Origin of the sequence: Photobacterium sp. GB-72, from assembly GCF_003026095.1 — a bacterium.
Lineage (GTDB): Bacteria > Pseudomonadota > Gammaproteobacteria > Enterobacterales > Vibrionaceae > Photobacterium.
The window spans coordinates 673,480-690,076 of record NZ_PYNV01000001.1 but is presented as its reverse complement, the minus strand read 5'-3'; the positions used below and the strand labels follow the sequence as shown (position 1 = coordinate 690,076).

At 40.7% G+C, this 16,597-nt stretch carries 14 protein-coding genes and 1 pseudogene; 12 read left to right on the top strand and 3 right to left on the bottom strand.

The annotated features are described in order from the left end of the window. Positions 1 to 93: 93 nt before the first annotated feature. Positions 94 to 1,218: pseudogene (locus tag C9J40_RS03105) on the bottom strand (methyltransferase). A gap of 148 nt (positions 1,219 to 1,366) precedes the next feature. On the opposite strand from C9J40_RS03105, the gene bolA reads away from it, so the two are divergent. From bolA to nqrM, 9 genes are all read left to right on the top strand, one after another. Beyond that, entirely contained in the window at positions 1,367 to 1,678 is a 312-nt protein-coding gene (bolA, locus tag C9J40_RS03100) for a transcriptional regulator BolA (RefSeq protein ID WP_107205432.1), read from the top strand. A gap of 572 nt (positions 1,679 to 2,250) precedes the next feature. Continuing rightward, on the top strand, positions 2,251 to 3,591 hold the full coding sequence (locus tag C9J40_RS22095) for a Na(+)-translocating NADH-quinone reductase subunit A (RefSeq protein ID WP_107205919.1): 1,341 nt from the start codon (positions 2,251 to 2,253) through the stop codon (positions 3,589 to 3,591). Between the two features lie 3 nt (positions 3,592 to 3,594). Next, positions 3,595 to 4,839: an NADH:ubiquinone reductase (Na(+)-transporting) subunit B gene (locus tag C9J40_RS22090; RefSeq protein ID WP_107205433.1), complete on the top strand. Its 1,245-nt coding sequence runs from the start codon at positions 3,595 to 3,597 to the stop codon at positions 4,837 to 4,839. Then, on the top strand, positions 4,829 to 5,620 hold the full coding sequence (locus C9J40_RS03090; protein WP_107245664.1) for a Na(+)-translocating NADH-quinone reductase subunit C: 792 nt from the start codon (positions 4,829 to 4,831) through the stop codon (positions 5,618 to 5,620). The genes C9J40_RS22090 and C9J40_RS03090 overlap by 11 nt, the downstream gene beginning before the upstream one ends. Further along, entirely contained in the window at positions 5,613 to 6,245 is a 633-nt protein-coding gene (locus C9J40_RS03085; protein ID WP_107205435.1) for an NADH:ubiquinone reductase (Na(+)-transporting) subunit D, read from the top strand. Before C9J40_RS03090 ends, C9J40_RS03085 begins: the two co-directional genes overlap by 8 nt. A 7-nt stretch (positions 6,246 to 6,252) precedes the next feature. Next, positions 6,253 to 6,849 (top strand): NADH:ubiquinone reductase (Na(+)-transporting) subunit E, encoded by a 597-nt coding sequence (gene nqrE / locus C9J40_RS03080; protein WP_005370126.1) that lies wholly within the window; start codon positions 6,253 to 6,255, stop codon positions 6,847 to 6,849. A gap of 22 nt (positions 6,850 to 6,871) precedes the next feature. Next, positions 6,872 to 8,098: an NADH:ubiquinone reductase (Na(+)-transporting) subunit F gene (gene nqrF / locus C9J40_RS03075; RefSeq protein ID WP_107205436.1), complete on the top strand. Its 1,227-nt coding sequence runs from the start codon at positions 6,872 to 6,874 to the stop codon at positions 8,096 to 8,098. A gap of 152 nt (positions 8,099 to 8,250) precedes the next feature. After that, positions 8,251 to 9,276, top strand: coding sequence for an FAD:protein FMN transferase (locus C9J40_RS03070; RefSeq protein ID WP_199188043.1), 1,026 nt, complete (start codon positions 8,251 to 8,253; stop codon positions 9,274 to 9,276). Positions 9,277 to 9,287: 11 nt separating this feature from the next. Continuing rightward, positions 9,288 to 9,509 (top strand): (Na+)-NQR maturation NqrM, encoded by a 222-nt coding sequence (nqrM, locus tag C9J40_RS03065; RefSeq protein WP_105060759.1) that lies wholly within the window; start codon positions 9,288 to 9,290, stop codon positions 9,507 to 9,509. Positions 9,510 to 9,570: 61 nt separating this feature from the next. Here the strand turns inward: nqrM and C9J40_RS03060 are convergent, their stop codons facing one another. Next, positions 9,571 to 10,791 carry a response regulator gene (locus tag C9J40_RS03060; protein ID WP_107245661.1) on the bottom strand — a complete coding sequence of 407 codons (1,221 nt, stop codon included), beginning with the start codon at positions 10,789 to 10,791 and terminating at the stop codon, positions 9,571 to 9,573. Positions 10,792 to 11,034: 243 nt separating this feature from the next. On the opposite strand from C9J40_RS03060, the gene dinB reads away from it, so the two are divergent. Next, the gene (gene dinB / locus C9J40_RS03055) at positions 11,035 to 12,105 is read left to right on the top strand and encodes a DNA polymerase IV (RefSeq protein ID WP_255418990.1); all 1,071 of its coding nucleotides are present in this window, start codon (positions 11,035 to 11,037) and stop codon (positions 12,103 to 12,105) included. Positions 12,106 to 12,209: 104 nt separating this feature from the next. Here dinB and C9J40_RS03050 read toward each other — a convergent pair whose 3' ends face one another. Continuing rightward, positions 12,210 to 13,670 carry an aminoacyl-histidine dipeptidase gene (locus C9J40_RS03050; RefSeq protein WP_107245658.1) on the bottom strand — a complete coding sequence of 487 codons (1,461 nt, stop codon included), beginning with the start codon at positions 13,668 to 13,670 and terminating at the stop codon, positions 12,210 to 12,212. Between the two features lie 1,093 nt (positions 13,671 to 14,763). Here C9J40_RS03050 and C9J40_RS03045 point away from each other — a divergent pair. Together C9J40_RS03045 and gpt are read left to right on the top strand one after the other, a co-directional pair. After that, positions 14,764 to 16,053 carry an NCS2 family permease gene (locus C9J40_RS03045; RefSeq protein WP_107205441.1) on the top strand — a complete coding sequence of 430 codons (1,290 nt, stop codon included), beginning with the start codon at positions 14,764 to 14,766 and terminating at the stop codon, positions 16,051 to 16,053. Between the two features lie 69 nt (positions 16,054 to 16,122). Further along, positions 16,123 to 16,581 carry a xanthine phosphoribosyltransferase gene (gene gpt, locus C9J40_RS03040; protein WP_107205442.1) on the top strand — a complete coding sequence of 153 codons (459 nt, stop codon included), beginning with the start codon at positions 16,123 to 16,125 and terminating at the stop codon, positions 16,579 to 16,581. Positions 16,582 to 16,597 lie beyond the last annotated feature (16 nt).

The window sequence follows — 16,597 nt, the reverse complement described above, 5'->3', positions numbered from 1 at the left end:
CCATTTCCTTGTATTCGTTGTTTAAATATAAACGAAAAATCAATGTCGTATTAAATATCACAAGCAATAAATTAACGTCATAAACACGTTAGATTATTTTGACGATTGTAAAACCACAAATTTATTACTTTGGCCGATAAGTTTTACATTACCAAAGACACGTTTTAGCTTTTCATGGTAACCCAATTGCCTATTCCCGATCACGATCAGATCGCCACCTTGACGTAATACTCGTTGTGCATCGCAGAACATTTGCCAAGCAATATGATCAGTAACGGTATTTTGCTGGTGGAAAGGAGGATTACATAAGACTAAGTCAGCGCTATCAAGTGGGAAGTTATCTAAGCAGTTAGCTGTTACTACTTGTAATTGGTTAGGATTGTCTAAGTTTAAATCTGCATTTTCACGGCATTATGCAGTCGCCATAAAACTTTCATCGACACAAACAACGTTAGCTTGTGGGTTTAATTGTGCAGCTTTAATACCGATCACTCCATTACCACAACCAAGATCGATAATATCTTTATACTTTGCATCTTGTGGAATGAAATCTAGCAGTAAACGACCACCAATATCTAAGCTATCACTAGAAAATACGTTGGCATGGTTAGTGATTGTTAACTTATGCTCAGGCACCTCCCATTGCGTAGGGCGGGGTAGGGGCTTTGCTAAGTTAGGATTGGTTTTACAAAATATTAATCGCGCTTTTTTAACGGCTAGTGATGTTTTGGTCTCACCTAAAAACTTTTCAAATAGCTTTAAGGTTGAAGAGTGAATCTCTTTTACTTTACCTGCCGCAATAATAGTGCAATCAGCAGGAAGTAAGTGACATAATTGTTGTAATTGCCAGCTTAATAACCGATTGTTTTTAGGCTGCTTTAACAAAACTAACTGAGGGTTGTTAGGCAATTTTGAAAGACAATCAACAATATTAATCATTGGTAATTGGTTGTTTTCTAAGTTAGCAATAAATGCCTGTTTAGAGACAAAAGAATCCGTCACACTTGTGACAGGTGCTTGATTTGAAAACCAGCAACTTAATGCGCCAAAGCTATCGTTCATGATAAGAATTGGACGTTCAGGGTCGAGTTCCAGATCGTTGCAATAATTGATCAGGTACTCATCGCCAGCATCCCATGCTTGCAGAGTTTCATTTTTCCTTACTGGAAAACGAGTTAGCGATAGAGTGCGTTGGTGTAAGGTTAGCTCTGGTTTCATTGCGGATAACTTTCAGGTATGTTTACAAAATAGTCGGCTATTTTCGCAGAACACCACGCGAGTGCAAAGGAAATACGACATCAGAACAAGAATAAAGTAGAGAAAGATTTGGCAATAGTGCGATATTGCGAGCGGAGGTAAAGTAAATATGATCCAACAACGTATCGAGCATAAACTTCATGATGCGTTTGCACCTAAGCATTTAGAAGTGCTTAATGAAAGTTACATGCATAATGTTCCCCCTGGCTCTGAGAGTCATTTTAAAGTTGTCGTTGTGAGTGCTCAATTTAATGGCCAGCGTTTAATCGCAAGGCATCGTGCTATTAATAGTGTGTTGGCCGATGAATTGGCAAATGATATTCATGCTCTAGCTATTCACACTTACACTGAAGCGGAGTGGTCTGAGTTAATGGCAGCACCTGCATCACCATCTTGTCGTGGTGGTTCACAAATTGGATAATTAGTGAAATATATTAAATAAAAGGTCGTTGTTATAACGGCCTTTTTTATTATTTGTCGGTAATATAAAACTGAGTGCGAATCTATAACTAGCATCTAAATTTGTTAAAAATTATCATCGCGGTCAATATTTAATCTAATTTTAGGTGATGATTCAAATAACACTCACTTGTTAACGGTATGTATTAATTTGATTATCTCAATAAAAGTGATGATGACATTTATGTTAAAAACAGACCTGAAAATAAATGCAAGGTCGAATGGCGTTATTTTTAATAAATGTGCGCTTCATCAAACTTATTGAGTTATTAAACTATTGCGCTTCAATTGTTGCTTGGTTTTCAGTCGGAATCGCGCGTATTGGCATAGAAAAAACAACGCGGTTAGTGGTAGAATCGCCGCCTTGAAAAACTACTTGCCGCTAATGGATGTGGTGAGGTAGTTAACTAGATGTTGCGGTATTGGTACTTGGCAAGTGAAATTCACTTGTAGACCGATTTCGAACTGTGAAAAGTCGTGTCTTAATTGCGCAATAGAAAATTCTTTTTTCCCTTTAATGTAGTGCAAGTGCGTATGATTACAATAAAAAAGGGTTTGGATATCCCAATTTCAGGGACTCCTACCCAGGCGATACATGATGGTAATGCCATCTCTAAAGTCGCCTTGCTTGGCGAAGAATATGTTGGTATGCGTCCTACAATGCATGCTCGCGTAGGGGATGTAGTGAAAAAAGGTCAGGTTCTTTTTGAAGATAAAAAGAATCCTGGCGTTAAGTTCACTGCTCCAGCTAGTGGCAAGGTAGCGGAAATTAACCGTGGTGCTAAGCGCGTTCTTCAATCTGTAGTAATTGATGTCGAAGGCGATGAGCAAATCACATTTAACAAGTATGAGTCAGCTCAACTTGCTCAACTAGATCGTGCTGTTGTTGTCGATCAATTGGTTGAGTCAGGTATGTGGACTGCGCTTCGTACGCGTCCATTTAGCAAGGTTCCAGCTGTTGGATCTGAGTCTCAAGCTATTTTTGTGACGGCTATGGATACCAATCCATTGGCTGCGAATCCAGAAGTTATCATCAATGAACAAAGTGATGCTTTCATTGCTGGTTTGACGGTTCTTTCTCGTCTAACTAGCGGTAAAGTTTACGTTTGTAAGTCTGGTGCTAGTCTTCCGCGTTCATCAGAAGCAAATGTTGAAGAACACGTATTTAACGGTCCGCACCCAGCGGGTCTTGTTGGTACGCACATTCACATGCTCTATGGTGCAGATGCAAATCACATTGCTTGGGGTATTAATTACCAAGACGTTATTGCGTTCGGTAAGTTATTCCTAACAGGTGAGCTATATACAGATCGCGTTGTTTCTCTTGCAGGCCCTGTTGTTAATAAGCCGCGTCTAGTGCGTACTCGCATTGGTGCTTCTCTTGAGCAACTGACTGATTCAGAAATGATGCCTGGTCAACTGCGTGTTCTTTCTGGTTCTGTGCTTAACGGTGTAAAAGCTGAAGGTCCACATGCATATCTAGGTCGCTATCACTTACAAGTATCGGCGTTGCGTGAAGGCTATGAAAAAGAATTCATGGGCTGGATTGTACCTGGTAAAAACAAATTTTCTGTAACTCGCACATTCTTAAGCCAGTTCTTCCCTGGTCAGTTGTTTAATATGACAACAACAACGAATGGTTCTGAGCGTTCAATGGTACCTATCGGTAATTACGAAAAAGTAATGCCACTAGATATCGAGCCGACATTACTGCTTCGTGATCTATGTGCTGGTGATTCAGACAGCGCGCAACAACTTGGTGCATTAGAACTAGATGAAGAAGATCTAGCACTATGTACATTTGTTTGCCCTGGTAAGTATGAGTTTGGTCCATTGCTACGTGAGTGCTTGGACAAAATTGAGAAGGAAGGGTAATTCATGGGTCTCAAGAATTTCCTCGAAGATATTGAACATCACTTTGAACCTGGTGGTAAGCATGAACGTTGGTTTGCGCTATATGAAGCGTTTGCAACTATCATGTACACACCAGGTCAAGTAACGCGTACTTCTGCGCACGTTCGTGACAGCATCGACCTTAAGCGTCTGATGATCATGGTTTGGCTTGCGGTCTTCCCAGCAATGTTCTGGGGGATGTACAACGTGGGTGATCAAGCTATTGCTGGTCTTAACCACCTATACACAGCTGACAAGCTAACAGCCATTATTGCTGCAGATTGGCATTACTGGTTTACTCAAATGCTAGGCGGAACATTATCCGTTGACGCAGGTTGGGGCAGTAAGATGTTGCTTGGTGCAACATATTTCCTACCTATCTACGCAGTAGTATTTGCTGTGGGTGGTTTCTGGGAAGTGTTGTTCTGTATAGTGCGTAAGCATGAAGTTAACGAAGGTTTCTTTGTAACTTCTATTCTTTTCGCCTTGATCGTTCCACCTACATTACCGCTTTGGCAAGCAGCACTAGGTATTACCTTTGGTGTTGTCGTCGCAAAAGAAATTTTTGGTGGTACTGGTCGTAACTTCCTTAACCCTGCACTTGCAGGTCGTGCGTTCCTATTCTTCGCATACCCAGCTCAGATCTCTGGTGATCTAGTTTGGACTGCGGCGGATGGTTTCTCTGGCGCGACTCCGCTAAGTCAGTGGGCTCAAGGTGGTGAAGCAGGTGTTGTTAACACTATCACGGGTCAAACAATTACTTGGATGGACGCGTTCATCGGTCATATCCCAGGTTCTATTGGTGAAGTATCAACATTAGCTATCCTGATCGGTGGTGCATTCATCGTTGTTATGGGTATTGCTTCATGGCGTATTATTGCCGGTACGATGATCGGTATGATTGCAGCAGCAACGCTATTTAATATCATTGGTTCTGATACGAACCCAATGTTCAGCATGCCTTGGCAGTGGCACCTTGTATTAGGTGGTTTTGCATTCGGTATGATGTTCATGGCAACGGATCCTGTTTCTGCAGCGTTTACCAACAAAGCAAAATGGTGGTATGGCGCATTGATCGGTGCAATGGCTGTAATGATTCGTGTAGTTAACCCTGCATACCCAGAAGGCATGATGCTAGCGATTCTATTCGCTAACTTATTTGCACCTCTATTTGACAACCTAGTTGTTCAAGGCAATATCAAACGGAGACTGGCTCGCCATGGCAAGTAATAAAGATAGCATGAAAAGAACGCTGCTTTTTGTTGTTGTATTGAGCCTAGTGTGTTCAATCATCGTATCAGTAGCAGCTGTTTCATTACGCCCTAAGCAAGAAGAAAATGCGGTACTTGACGTACAGCGTAATATTCTTTCTGTTGCAGGTTTGCTAACACCAACAACGAACGTTAAAGAAACATACGGTAAGTTCATCGAGCCTAAGCTTGTTAACATTAAAACCGGTGAATACGTTTCTGAGGTTGATGGTCAAACTGCGGCACAATATGATCAGCGTGCAGCAGCGAAAGATCCAGCTGAATCTACTAAGCTTCCAGCGAACGAAGATTTAGCGAAGATCATTCGTCGTGCTAACGTTGCGACTGTATATCTTGTTAAAGATGCTGCAGGTCAAACAACCAAAGTTATCTTACCTATCCACGGTAACGGTCTATGGTCAATGATGTACGCATTTGTTGCTGTTGGTATGGACGGTAACACTGTTGATGGTATTACTTACTACGATCAAGCTGAAACTCCGGGACTGGGTGGTGAAGTTGAAAACCCAACTTGGCGTGAGCAGTTCGTTGGCAAGAAGTTGTACGATATGAACTTCAAGCCTGCAATTAAGATTGTTAAAGGTGGCGCACCAGCAGGTAGCGAACACGATGTTGATGGTCTTTCTGGTGCAACATTAACAAGTAATGGTGTACAGCACACCTTCGACTTCTGGTTTGGTGCTCAAGGCTTCGGTCCTTACCTTGCTAAGCTACGTGCAGGAGATCTGAATAATGGCTGATGCTAAAGAAATGAAAAAGATCCTATTTGGACCTTTTATTAGTAATAACCCAATCGCCCTTCAAATCCTTGGTGTATGTTCGGCGCTAGCGGTAACCACTAAGCTAGAAACAGCATTTGTTATGACAATCGCAGTAACAGTAGTAACTGCATTCTCTAACTTATTTGTTTCACTTGTACGTAATCAAATCCCGAACAGCGTGCGTATCATTGCTCAGATGGCAATTATCGCATCACTAGTAATCGTGGTAGATCAGGTACTAAAAGCGTACCTATACGATATCTCTAAGCAGCTATCTGTATTCGTTGGTCTTATCATTACTAACTGTATCGTAATGGGTCGTGCAGAAGCATACGCAATGAAATCACCACCGCTTCCGTCTTTCTTAGATGGTATTGGTAACGGTTTAGGCTATGGTTTTGTTCTGATTACAGTTGCTTTCTTCCGTGAACTACTAGGTTCTGGCAAGCTATTCGGTATGCAAGTATTACCACTAACGTCTGATGGTGGTTGGTACCAGCCTAACGGTCTAATGCTGTTAGCTCCGTCTGCTTTCTTCCTAATTGGTTTCATGATCTGGGTGATTCGTACTTTCCGTCCAGAACAAGTAGAAGCGAAGGAGTAAGGGGAACATGGAACATTATCTTAGCCTATTAGTTCGTTCGATTTTTATCGAGAACATGGCATTATCTTTCTTCTTAGGTATGTGTACATTCCTTGCGGTATCTAAGAAAGTTAAGACCTCGTTTGGTCTGGGTGTTGCCGTAATCGTAGTACTTACGATTGCAGTACCTGTAAACAACCTTGTTTACACTTACTTATTGAAAGATGGTGCATTAGTTCAAGGTGTTGACCTTAGCTTCCTGAACTTTATTACTTTCATCGGTGTTATCGCAGCGTTAGTACAGATCCTAGAAATGATTCTAGATCGCTTCTTCCCGCCGCTATATAACGCACTAGGTATTTTCCTTCCGTTGATCACAGTTAACTGTGCAATCTTCGGTGGTGTATCGTTCATGGTACAGCGTGATTACAACTTTGTAGAATCTATCGTATACGGCTTCGGCTCAGGTACGGGTTGGATGCTTGCAATTGTTGCACTTGCGGGTATTCGTGAAAAGATGAAATATTCAGATGTACCGGCAGGTCTTCGTGGTTTAGGTATTACCTTTATCACCGTAGGTTTGATGGCGTTAGGCTTCATGTCTTTCTCTGGCGTACAGCTGTAATCAGGATAAGTAAGGAATATCAATGGATATTATTCTTCTTGGCGTAGTCATGTTCACCTTGATTATCCTGGCTCTAGTTTTAGTAATTCTATTTGCTAAATCTAAGCTAGTACCAACAGGTGACATCACTATTTCAGTAAACGGCGATCCAGAAAAAGCGATCACCACAGGTGCAGGTGGCAAGCTACTAAGTGCTCTAGCGGGTAACGGTATCTTCGTATCATCAGCATGTGGTGGCGGTGGCTCTTGTGGTCAGTGTCGTGTAAAAATTAAATCTGGCGGCGGTGATATTCTGCCAACAGAATTAGATCACATCACCAAAGGTGAAGCACGTGAAGGCGAGCGTCTTGCGTGTCAGGTTAACGTGAAGTCTGATATGGACATCGAATTACCTGAAGAAATTTTTGGTGTGAAGAAGTGGGAATGTTCTGTTATCTCTAACGATAACAAAGCGACCTTCATCAAAGAGCTTAAGCTACAAATTCCAGATGGCGAATCAGTACCTTTCCGTGCTGGTGGTTACATCCAGATTGAAGCACCTGCTCACCATATTAAGTACTCTGACTTTGATGTTCCAGAAGAGTACCGTGAAGACTGGGATAAGTTTAACCTATTCCGTTACGAGTCTAAGGTTGATGAAGATATCATCCGTGCTTACTCAATGGCGAACTACCCTGAAGAGTTCGGTATTATTATGCTAAACGTGCGTATTGCTACGCCGCCGCCTAATAATCCAGACGTACCACCAGGTCAAATGTCATCATTCATTTGGTCACTTAAAGAAGGTGACAAGTGTACGATTTCAGGTCCATTTGGTGAGTTCTTCGCAAAAGATACTGACAATGAGATGGTATTTGTGGGTGGTGGTGCTGGTATGGCGCCAATGCGTTCTCACATCTTTGACCAACTTAAGCGTCTGCACTCTAAGCGTAAGATGTCTTACTGGTACGGTGCGCGTTCTAAGCGTGAAATGTTCTACGTTGAAGATTTCGATATGCTTGCTGCTGAAAACGATAACTTCGTATGGCACTGTGCACTGTCTGATCCACAACCAGAAGATAACTGGGATGGTTACACTGGCTTCATTCATAACGTGCTTTACGAAAACTACTTACGTGATCATGAAGCACCTGAAGACTGTGAATACTACATGTGTGGTCCACCAATGATGAACGCGGCTGTTATCAGCATGCTTAAAGATCTTGGTGTAGAAGATGAAAACATCCTACTTGATGATTTCGGTGGCTAATACATAGCCCTTCGCTCACAATTAAATTGGCTGACCAGTGAATGGTCAGCCTTTTTTCTTACTAACCCTTTTAAACCTGTTTTTTATTGTGGTTATTTATCAATAGTGAGAAGTGATCAGACTAAAAAACAACATGAACGATGGAGTATGAAGTGAAGCGTTTCCTGCTGTGTAGTACGTTGGTGTTATCAACGTTAATGTTGTTGACAGGCTGTGGTGATAGTCGTCAACAGATTGATATTAATGGGCAAACAATGGGGACTTACTATTCAGTAAAACTCATCAAGCAAGAGGGATTACCAAGCCCAGAAGTTATCCAAAAAGAAATTGATAAGCGTTTAGAGCTTGTTAATGATCAAATGTCGACTTATCGTCCTGATTCTGAATTAAGCCAATTTAACCAGCAACAATCTTCTCAACCTTTTGAGGTTTCTGCGGCAACGGCAAAAGTAATTTCTGAAGCATTACGTATTTCTAAGCTAAGTAATGGGGCTTATGATGTGACGGTGGGTCCATTGGTAAACTTGTGGAGTTTTGGTCCTGAAGCTCGCCCAGAATCTACCCCTACAGATAAAGAGATTGCGACTCGAAAAGCCGAAATTGGTTATCAACATTTAGCGGTATTATCGGGTAATAAATTAGTGAAAGATCTGCCTAACCTGTATGTTGACCTTTCATCTATCGCAAAAGGGTATGGCGTTGATGTCGTTGCTGATTATTTAAAAGATGATCTGCATGTTAAAGATTTCATGGTTGATGTCGGCGGTGAAGTTCGCTTACAAGGAAAGAACCGTTCTGATGTGCCATGGCGTATTGCGATTGAAAAACCTGTTGCAAATGAGAGGGCGGTACAAGATATAATTCAAGCTGGCGATATGGCAATAGCGACATCGGGTGATTATCGTAATTACTTTGAAGAAGATGGAGTGCGTTATTCTCACTTGATCAATCCTCAAACCGGTAAGCCAATTGCTAACCATGTTGTGTCGGTTACAGTTATTGCGCCATCTTGTATGACGGCAGATGCATACGCGACGACTTTTTCTGTTATGGGGGAAGAAGAGTCTATAGCATTAGCCAATAAAGAGAAGTTACCTGTAATGTTGATTGTAAAGACCAAAGATGGCTTCGTTGAATATAAGTCAGATACGTTTGAGCAATACGTTGTTAAAAAATAAATGAGGTAGTCATGGTTATTTACTTAGTCACATTTTCTGTTTTCTTATTAGTGATTGTCGCAATGGCAGTAGGCTATATTTTCCAACGTAAAACCGTAAGTGGCAGCTGTGGGGGATTAGACGGTATTGGTATTGCAAAAGAATGTGATTGCCCTGAGCCGTGTGATGCGCGTAAAAAGCGTGAAGCCCGCGCTGCTCGTGCAGCTGAATGGAAAAAGAATCAAATTATCTAACTGCCTTTGAGCAATAAAGATAAAAGAAAAGCCTGAGCTAACTCAGGCTTTTTTATGCCATTTAATTGCTCACTAACTGATTTCTACCGTTTTTCTTTGCGGTGTAAAGGTTATCGTCAGCTTGTTTAATTAGGCTATCCAGTGTTTTTAAATTTGTTGCTGCACCAATACTTATAGTGATTTTTATCTGCTGATCAAGGTAGGGAATAGTAATTGATTCAATGCGTTGTCGAACAAGTTCTAAGGTTGATAAAAAGCTAGGGAAGTGACCACAATGCTTAATGCAGAACTCTTCTCCGCCAAAGCGGGCAACAATCGATTCTGGAAAGTGGGCATCAATGATTTTACTGATGCTGATGAGTACGGCATCACCACCATCATGGCCATACGTATCGTTAACTTTTTTAAAAAAGTCGATATCAATCATCGCTATATTCAACGACTCATTTTCAGTTTGACAACAGCTATGAGTGAAGAAGTAACGACGATTCCAAAGCCCTGTTAAAGCATCTTGGTTTGCCATCCGATACAGCTTATCAGAGGTATCTTTCATATTTAGAATATGATGAATACGACAGTTAAACTCTTCTTGATTAAAGGGCTTATAGAGAAAATCGTTGGCACCTGCTTTTAGAAACTGCGCCGTCATCGTGCTGTCGTCACTACCAGATAGACCCAATACCGCCATTTTATTTCGACTGTACTCACGTCTGATTTCACGGGTCATAGTAATGCCGTCTTTTTCTGGCATATCGTTATCAGTAATAACTAAGCTTATATCTGGATTATCATCAATGATTTGTAGCGCTTCATTACCGTCAGAGGCTTCATATACCGTGAGGTTCTGTTTTTCTAATAAATGACTGACATGATTTCGTACCATGTCAGAATCATCAACAACGAGTGCTTTATGCTCTAAGTTAGCTTCTAGACGAAGTAATAGTGGTACAAGGTAGGCAACGGAAGCTGCACTATCTTTAAGTAAATAATCTAAAACGCCTTTGGCAAGAACTTTTTCGCGGATAGTTTCATTAAATTGGGCAGTTAAAACGATCGATTTGACCTTGTGGTCTAATACGAGATCGATGATTTCACCATCTTGACCATCCGGAAGGCAATAATCGAGTACAGCACAAAGATAACGTTCTGGGTCGGCTAATAATTTTTTAGCTTGTGATAGGTTTTCGGCAAAAATAGCCTTGAAGCCAGCTTGTTTCAATTGGTCATCAAGATAGTGACGAAATGCGCGGCTATCTTCGACAACAAGTACTTGATGTTGCAAAGTTAACTCCTTTTAGCAATACGCATAATAAATTCGGTGTATATTGATATTTATAACATTAGATGTAATGGGTTGATTATCAAATATTTTATTAGGTTTTATTTTTGTGATCTTGTTGGTGAAATATCAAACTTAATTTGTATTCCTTTTTAGATGAATATTTTTAGTTTTCCAACTATCGTAATTCATAGTTATAATAGCTGTATGTATAAACAGTAACTACGAGTGTCTTTGGTGGCGAATATAACGAAACAAATAGCAGGCCAAAGGAAAATTATTCATGTCGATATGGATTGTTTCTATGCTGCCGTTGAAGCTCGTGATAATCCAGCTTTACGTGATATTCCGATAGCAATTAGTGGCCGCTCGACGCGAGGCGTCGTCAGTACTTGTAATTACTTAGCCCGTAAATATGGTATTCATTCAGCAATGCCAACGGCTCATGCTTTAAAATTATGCCCACACTTAACCTTAGTGCCAGGCAGAATGCAGGTTTATCGTGAAATATCCCAACAGATACGGACTATTTTCTTAAGGTACACGGATAAAATCGAGCCATTATCCTTAGATGAAGCATATTTAGATGTATCTGATTGCGAAATGCTTCATGGCTCTGCGACCTTAATTGCTCAGGATATTCGCCGTGCAATTGAAGAGGAGTTACAGCTCACCGCTTCTGCGGGTGTGGCTCCGGTGAAGTTTATTGCCAAAGTTGCTTCAGATCTGAATAAGCCTAATGGTCAATATGTGGTTACACCTGAAGATGTGGATAGTTTTGTTGCTGAACTAAAACTAGAAAAAATACCTGGGGTAGGAAAGGTAACTATTCAAAAACTCCATGAGAAAGGCTTGTATATTGGTCGTGATGTACAAAATTATGACCGTCATTTACTGCTACAGCAATTTGGCAAATTTGGGCAATCATTATGGTCTCGAGCACACGGTATTGACGAGCGTGAAGTGATTGTTGAACGACAACGAAAGTCGGTTGGGGTAGAGCGTACCTTTAGTCAAAATATTTCAAGTTTTGATCAGTGTTGGCAAGTGGTTGATCAGTTATATCCTGAGCTTGAGCAACGATTACGTAAAGTACGGCCTGAGTTAGATATTGCCAAGCAAGGTATAAAGTTAAAATTTGCAGACTTTCAACAAACTACGGTTGAGCATATTTATCCTAAATTAGATAAAGCGCAATTTATCGATTTATTAAAAGAAGCGATGACCCGACAAAATTCTCGTGAGATACGCTTAATAGGCTTAAGTGTTGGGTTAGAGGTTGGTTTAAAAGCGCAACAGCTTTCTTTTGGTTTTTGATTAGATGAAAACAGAACCTTCTCTGTCGACACATTTATTACAGTGCATATAAAAACGGGCTTAACATGAGATCACGTTAAGCCCGTTTTTGTTATTCCGTAAGTTTATTTTTTAACAGGAATATTTTTAAGTACTGCAATCATTTGATCCCAGAACATTTGAACGGTATCAATTTTCACTTTCTCATCAGGTGAGTGTGGGAACTTGATGGTAGGACCAAATGATAACATGTCCATTTCAGGGTACGGTTCTTTAAATAAGCCACACTCAAGACCTGCGTGGATCACCATGATGTTGGGTTTATTACCATACATCTCTTGGTACATGTCACGGAATACGTGCATGATTTCAGAATCGGCGTCTGGCTTCCAACCTGGATATGTACCAGAAAACTCACATTGTGCGCCTGCTAAGGTTGCTAATGATTGCAACATGCTTTCTACATAGCTACGACCAGAGTCAGTTAAAGAACGGACTAAGCAAAGTACGATCACTTTATCGCTTTCTGTCGTGATAACACCCATATTTAGCGATGTTTCAACAACGCCCTCAATGTCATCGCTCATACGGATAACACCGTTAGGGCAGACGTTTAATACATTGATTAGACGTGTTTGATCTGCCATTACCATTACATCTGTTGGTAGTTCAGCAGATTCAGTAAATAGGTTGATATCTGTTTCTACATGACCAAGCTCAGCACTTAGTAGCGTTTGGTAATGAGCGAATAATGTATTTAGTTGATCAACATGTTTAGCTGGTAGGGTAACAATCGCAGACGCTTCACGAGGAATTGCGTTACGTAGGCTACCGCCTGTGAAGTTGTTAATACGTAAGGCAAGATCGTCTGCATGAGAGACTAAAAAGCGAGCCAGTAATTTGTTTGCGTTGCCACGGCCAGTATGAATATCACAACCAGAGTGACCGCCTTTTAAGCCCTTTAGGACTAATTTAATTGCTTGGTGATCTGCTGGTGTTGCTTCACGCTTTATATCAAGTGTGATTGCGCCGTCTACACCGCCAGCACAACCCATGTAGACTTCGCCTTCTTGCTCAGAGTCAGTGTTTAGTAGAATGTCACCTTCTAACCAACCTTCTTTAAGACCAAAAGCACCGGTCATGCCAGCTTCTTCATCAATAGTAAGTAGTACTTCTAATGGGCCATGTTCGATATCTTTAGCAGCCAGTACCGCAAGACAGCTTGCCATACCCATACCGTTATCAGCACCTAATGTTGTACCTTTTGCCGTTACCCATTCACCGTCAATGAAAGGTTGGATAGGATCTGTTGTGAAGTCGTGAACGGTTTCTTCATTTTTCTGTGGAACCATGTCGATGTGCGCTTGAAGTACCACACCTTTACGGTTTTCCATGCCTGCTGTTGCTGGCTTTTTAATAATGACGTTACCTGTTTCATCACGGCGAACATCTAAGCCTTCTTTTTTAGCAAACTCAATGATGAATTGTGCTAATTGTTCTTCATATTTAGAAGGATGAGGGATCGAACAAATTTGATCGAAAAATTGCCATACAGCTTGAGGAGATAGTTGACTGATTTCAGACACGGAAGCCTACCTTTATAGAATTTTGGTCCAGTGACACTTGTCAGGCTATTAGCCGTCAAATGACATATATAAGTAGCGATTTACTCCATCGCATTTTTTTTAGCATATCATTCAGACTTCGGTGGAGGTAGAGAAAAAAGTAAAATCTTAAACCACGAATACGATAATGAATAAGTATTAACGGCGCTTGACTTGTATACATTGAGCTGATGATTACGTAATTATTTCTTATATTTATTTTCTTGATCATAAAGCAAGATTTAACCGATCAAAATTGAAAAAAAATTACATCAAAATTGGTTTAACAATGTTTTTTTGTAAAAAGTGTGACGAAGTTAAAGGAAATGCTTGAAAGTAAATTACGTAATGGTTATGATTTAGACAGTCTCATAAAAGTATGAGAAAACACTGTACACGTTCAGGATGAACCCGAGATATCGCCTCCATGGAACCGAGATAAGTGCGACCACGATGGTCTTTCCCCTCCAAGGATTAAGCGCATAAATATTTATGTGGTTAATTTGGATTACTTATTTATAAGGTGATTTAAAATGAAAATTTTTGATTCAATTACACACTTTTGGAATAACCGCTCTGTATATACAGGTAACTTTACTTACCCTAATTACTTTGGTTACTAAGAATTTTGTTATCTAGTTGCTGACTAGTTAGCCGAACAGCTTGTTCACCCCCTAACTTGAGAATACTAAATAATCGTGAGCGATTATTTGCAACATTCGCCGCCGCTTCGCTTTGAAGCGGCGTTTTTTTACCTTTAAATCGTCATAACAAGTTAGTCACACATCGCGATGTGATCCTTAGTACGTTTTATTGCTGAAGATCTCATAAATATAAAATAGATGAAATATATTAATTTGGCATATTTTAGCTAATGCATTGATTTTATATTGCTAATTATCTGTTCTTAAAAGCCAAAAAAACAAAATTAAATTTATTAGTCTTAGTTTTGTGCATTTACTCGATATTTTCTGGAAATTGATAGATCTGATGTTTATAATCGCGCTCGAATTGAGAACGCAAACGTTTTCTTTTGCTTAATACTAACGTGTCAATCTCCAAGGAACAGAGAAACATGCTTGAGAAGTTATTTAAACTAAAGGAACACGGCACAACTGTGCGAACGGAGTTGCTTGCTGGCTTAACAACATTCCTGACCATGGCTTACATCATTTTTGTAAACCCTACTATGCTATCCAGTACGGGAATGGATAAAGGTGCAGTATTTGTTGCAACCTGTTTAGCAGCGATGATCGGTTGTTTTGTGATGGGATTTTTTGCTAACTATCCTGTCGCACAAGCACCAGGCATGGGCTTAAATGCCTTCTTTACTTATACCGTTGTGCTAGGCATGGGGTATACATGGCAAGTTGCGTTAGCCGCTGTTTTCTTATCAGGTTTGTGTTTTATTGCGTTAAGTTTATTAAAAGTACGGGAATGGATCATTAACTCCATACCAATGGCGCTGCGAACCGGAATTTCTGCAGGTATAGGTTTATTCCTTGCCTTCATTGCATTACAGAGTTCAGGCATTGTCGTAGATAACCCTGCGACGTTAGTACAAGTAGGCGATCTAACCAGTTTTCCTGTTGTGATGGCAGCACTTGGTTTTTTTCTAACCATAGCGCTTGTTCATCGTGGCTTTAAAGCTGCAGTCTTGATTGCAATATTAATTGTTACTGGGTTGAGTATTGCATTTGGTGAAGTGACTTATGGCGGCATTATGTCAATGCCACCAAGCATTGCACCAACCTTTATGCAATTAGATTTTTCGGGGGCAATGGAAGTTGGCCTGATTTCAATTGTGTTTGCTTTCTTGTTTGTCGATTTATTTGATACCGCAGGTACGCTTGTCGGTGTTGCGACAAAAGCAAACTTAATCGGTGAAGATGGCAAGTTGCCACGCTTAAATCGCGCGTTACTTGCAGATAGTACAGCAACCTCTGTTGGTGCCTTATTGGGTACATCGAATACCACTTCTTTTGTCGAGAGTGTGTCCGGTGTCGCAGTCGGAGGTCGTACTGGTCTTACTGCGGTAACGGTTGGTGTATTATTCTTACTCGCTCTATTTTTTGCTCCATTAGCTGGCATGGTACCTGCCTACGCAACGGCTGGTGCATTATTCTACGTCGCGATTTTGATGATGTCGGGGTTAGTGGCAATTGATTGGCGTGATCTAACAGAAGCTGCACCGGTTGTTGTGGTTTGTTTGTTGATGCCTTTAACTTATTCTATCGCTGAAGGTATTGGCCTTGGTTTTATCACTTATGCTGCGGTTAAAGCAATGAGTGGTAAGGGGCGTGATGTAAATATCAGTGTTTGGGTTATTTCAGCATTGTTCCTTGCAAAAATAATTTTTCTTTAAGTTTTAGATTTCATAAAGCTTTATCTATTTAGGGCGATTTAACATCGTTGATCCAGAGGTTCTTTATCTATGAGTAATAAATTCATCATCACTTGGGATAACATGCAAACTTACACTCGTCAGCTAGCTGAAAAGTTGCTACCTGCTGAGCAGTGGACAGGTATTATTGCTGTTAGCCGTGGCGGTCTTGTTCCTGCTGCTATTTTGGCGCGTGAACTGGGTATCCGTCATGTAGATACCGTATGTATCTCAAGCTACGATCATGATCACCAACGTGATATGCGTGTGATCAAGAAAGCAGAAGGTGATGGTGAAGGCTTTATTATTGTTGATGATTTAGTCGACACGGGCGGTACTGCTGAAAAAATTCGTGAACTGTACCCACGTGGTAAATTTGTAACAGTATGCGCAAAACCTGCAGGTCAACATTTAGTTGATGATTACGTTGTTGATATCCCACAAGAAACGTGGATTGAACAACCGTGGGATATGGCAGTAACGTTTGTCGATCCAATCGCTAAGCGATAAGCATTCTCCCTTTATC

Coding starts and splice junctions, on each gene's coding strand:
- bolA (WP_107205432.1), top strand. CDS start 1,367: ATGATCCAACAACGTATCGAGCATAAACTTCATGATGCGTTTGCACCT.
- C9J40_RS22095 (WP_107205919.1), top strand. CDS start 2,251: ATGATTACAATAAAAAAGGGTTTGGATATCCCAATTTCAGGGACTCCT.
- C9J40_RS22090 (WP_107205433.1), top strand. CDS start 3,595: ATGGGTCTCAAGAATTTCCTCGAAGATATTGAACATCACTTTGAACCT.
- C9J40_RS03090 (WP_107245664.1), top strand. CDS start 4,829: ATGGCAAGTAATAAAGATAGCATGAAAAGAACGCTGCTTTTTGTTGTT.
- nqrE (WP_005370126.1), top strand. CDS start 6,253: ATGGAACATTATCTTAGCCTATTAGTTCGTTCGATTTTTATCGAGAAC.
- C9J40_RS03085 (WP_107205435.1), top strand. CDS start 5,613: ATGGCTGATGCTAAAGAAATGAAAAAGATCCTATTTGGACCTTTTATT.
- C9J40_RS03045 (WP_107205441.1), top strand. CDS start 14,764: ATGCTTGAGAAGTTATTTAAACTAAAGGAACACGGCACAACTGTGCGA.
- nqrM (WP_105060759.1), top strand. CDS start 9,288: ATGGTTATTTACTTAGTCACATTTTCTGTTTTCTTATTAGTGATTGTC.
- nqrF (WP_107205436.1), top strand. CDS start 6,872: ATGGATATTATTCTTCTTGGCGTAGTCATGTTCACCTTGATTATCCTG.
- gpt (WP_107205442.1), top strand. CDS start 16,123: ATGAGTAATAAATTCATCATCACTTGGGATAACATGCAAACTTACACT.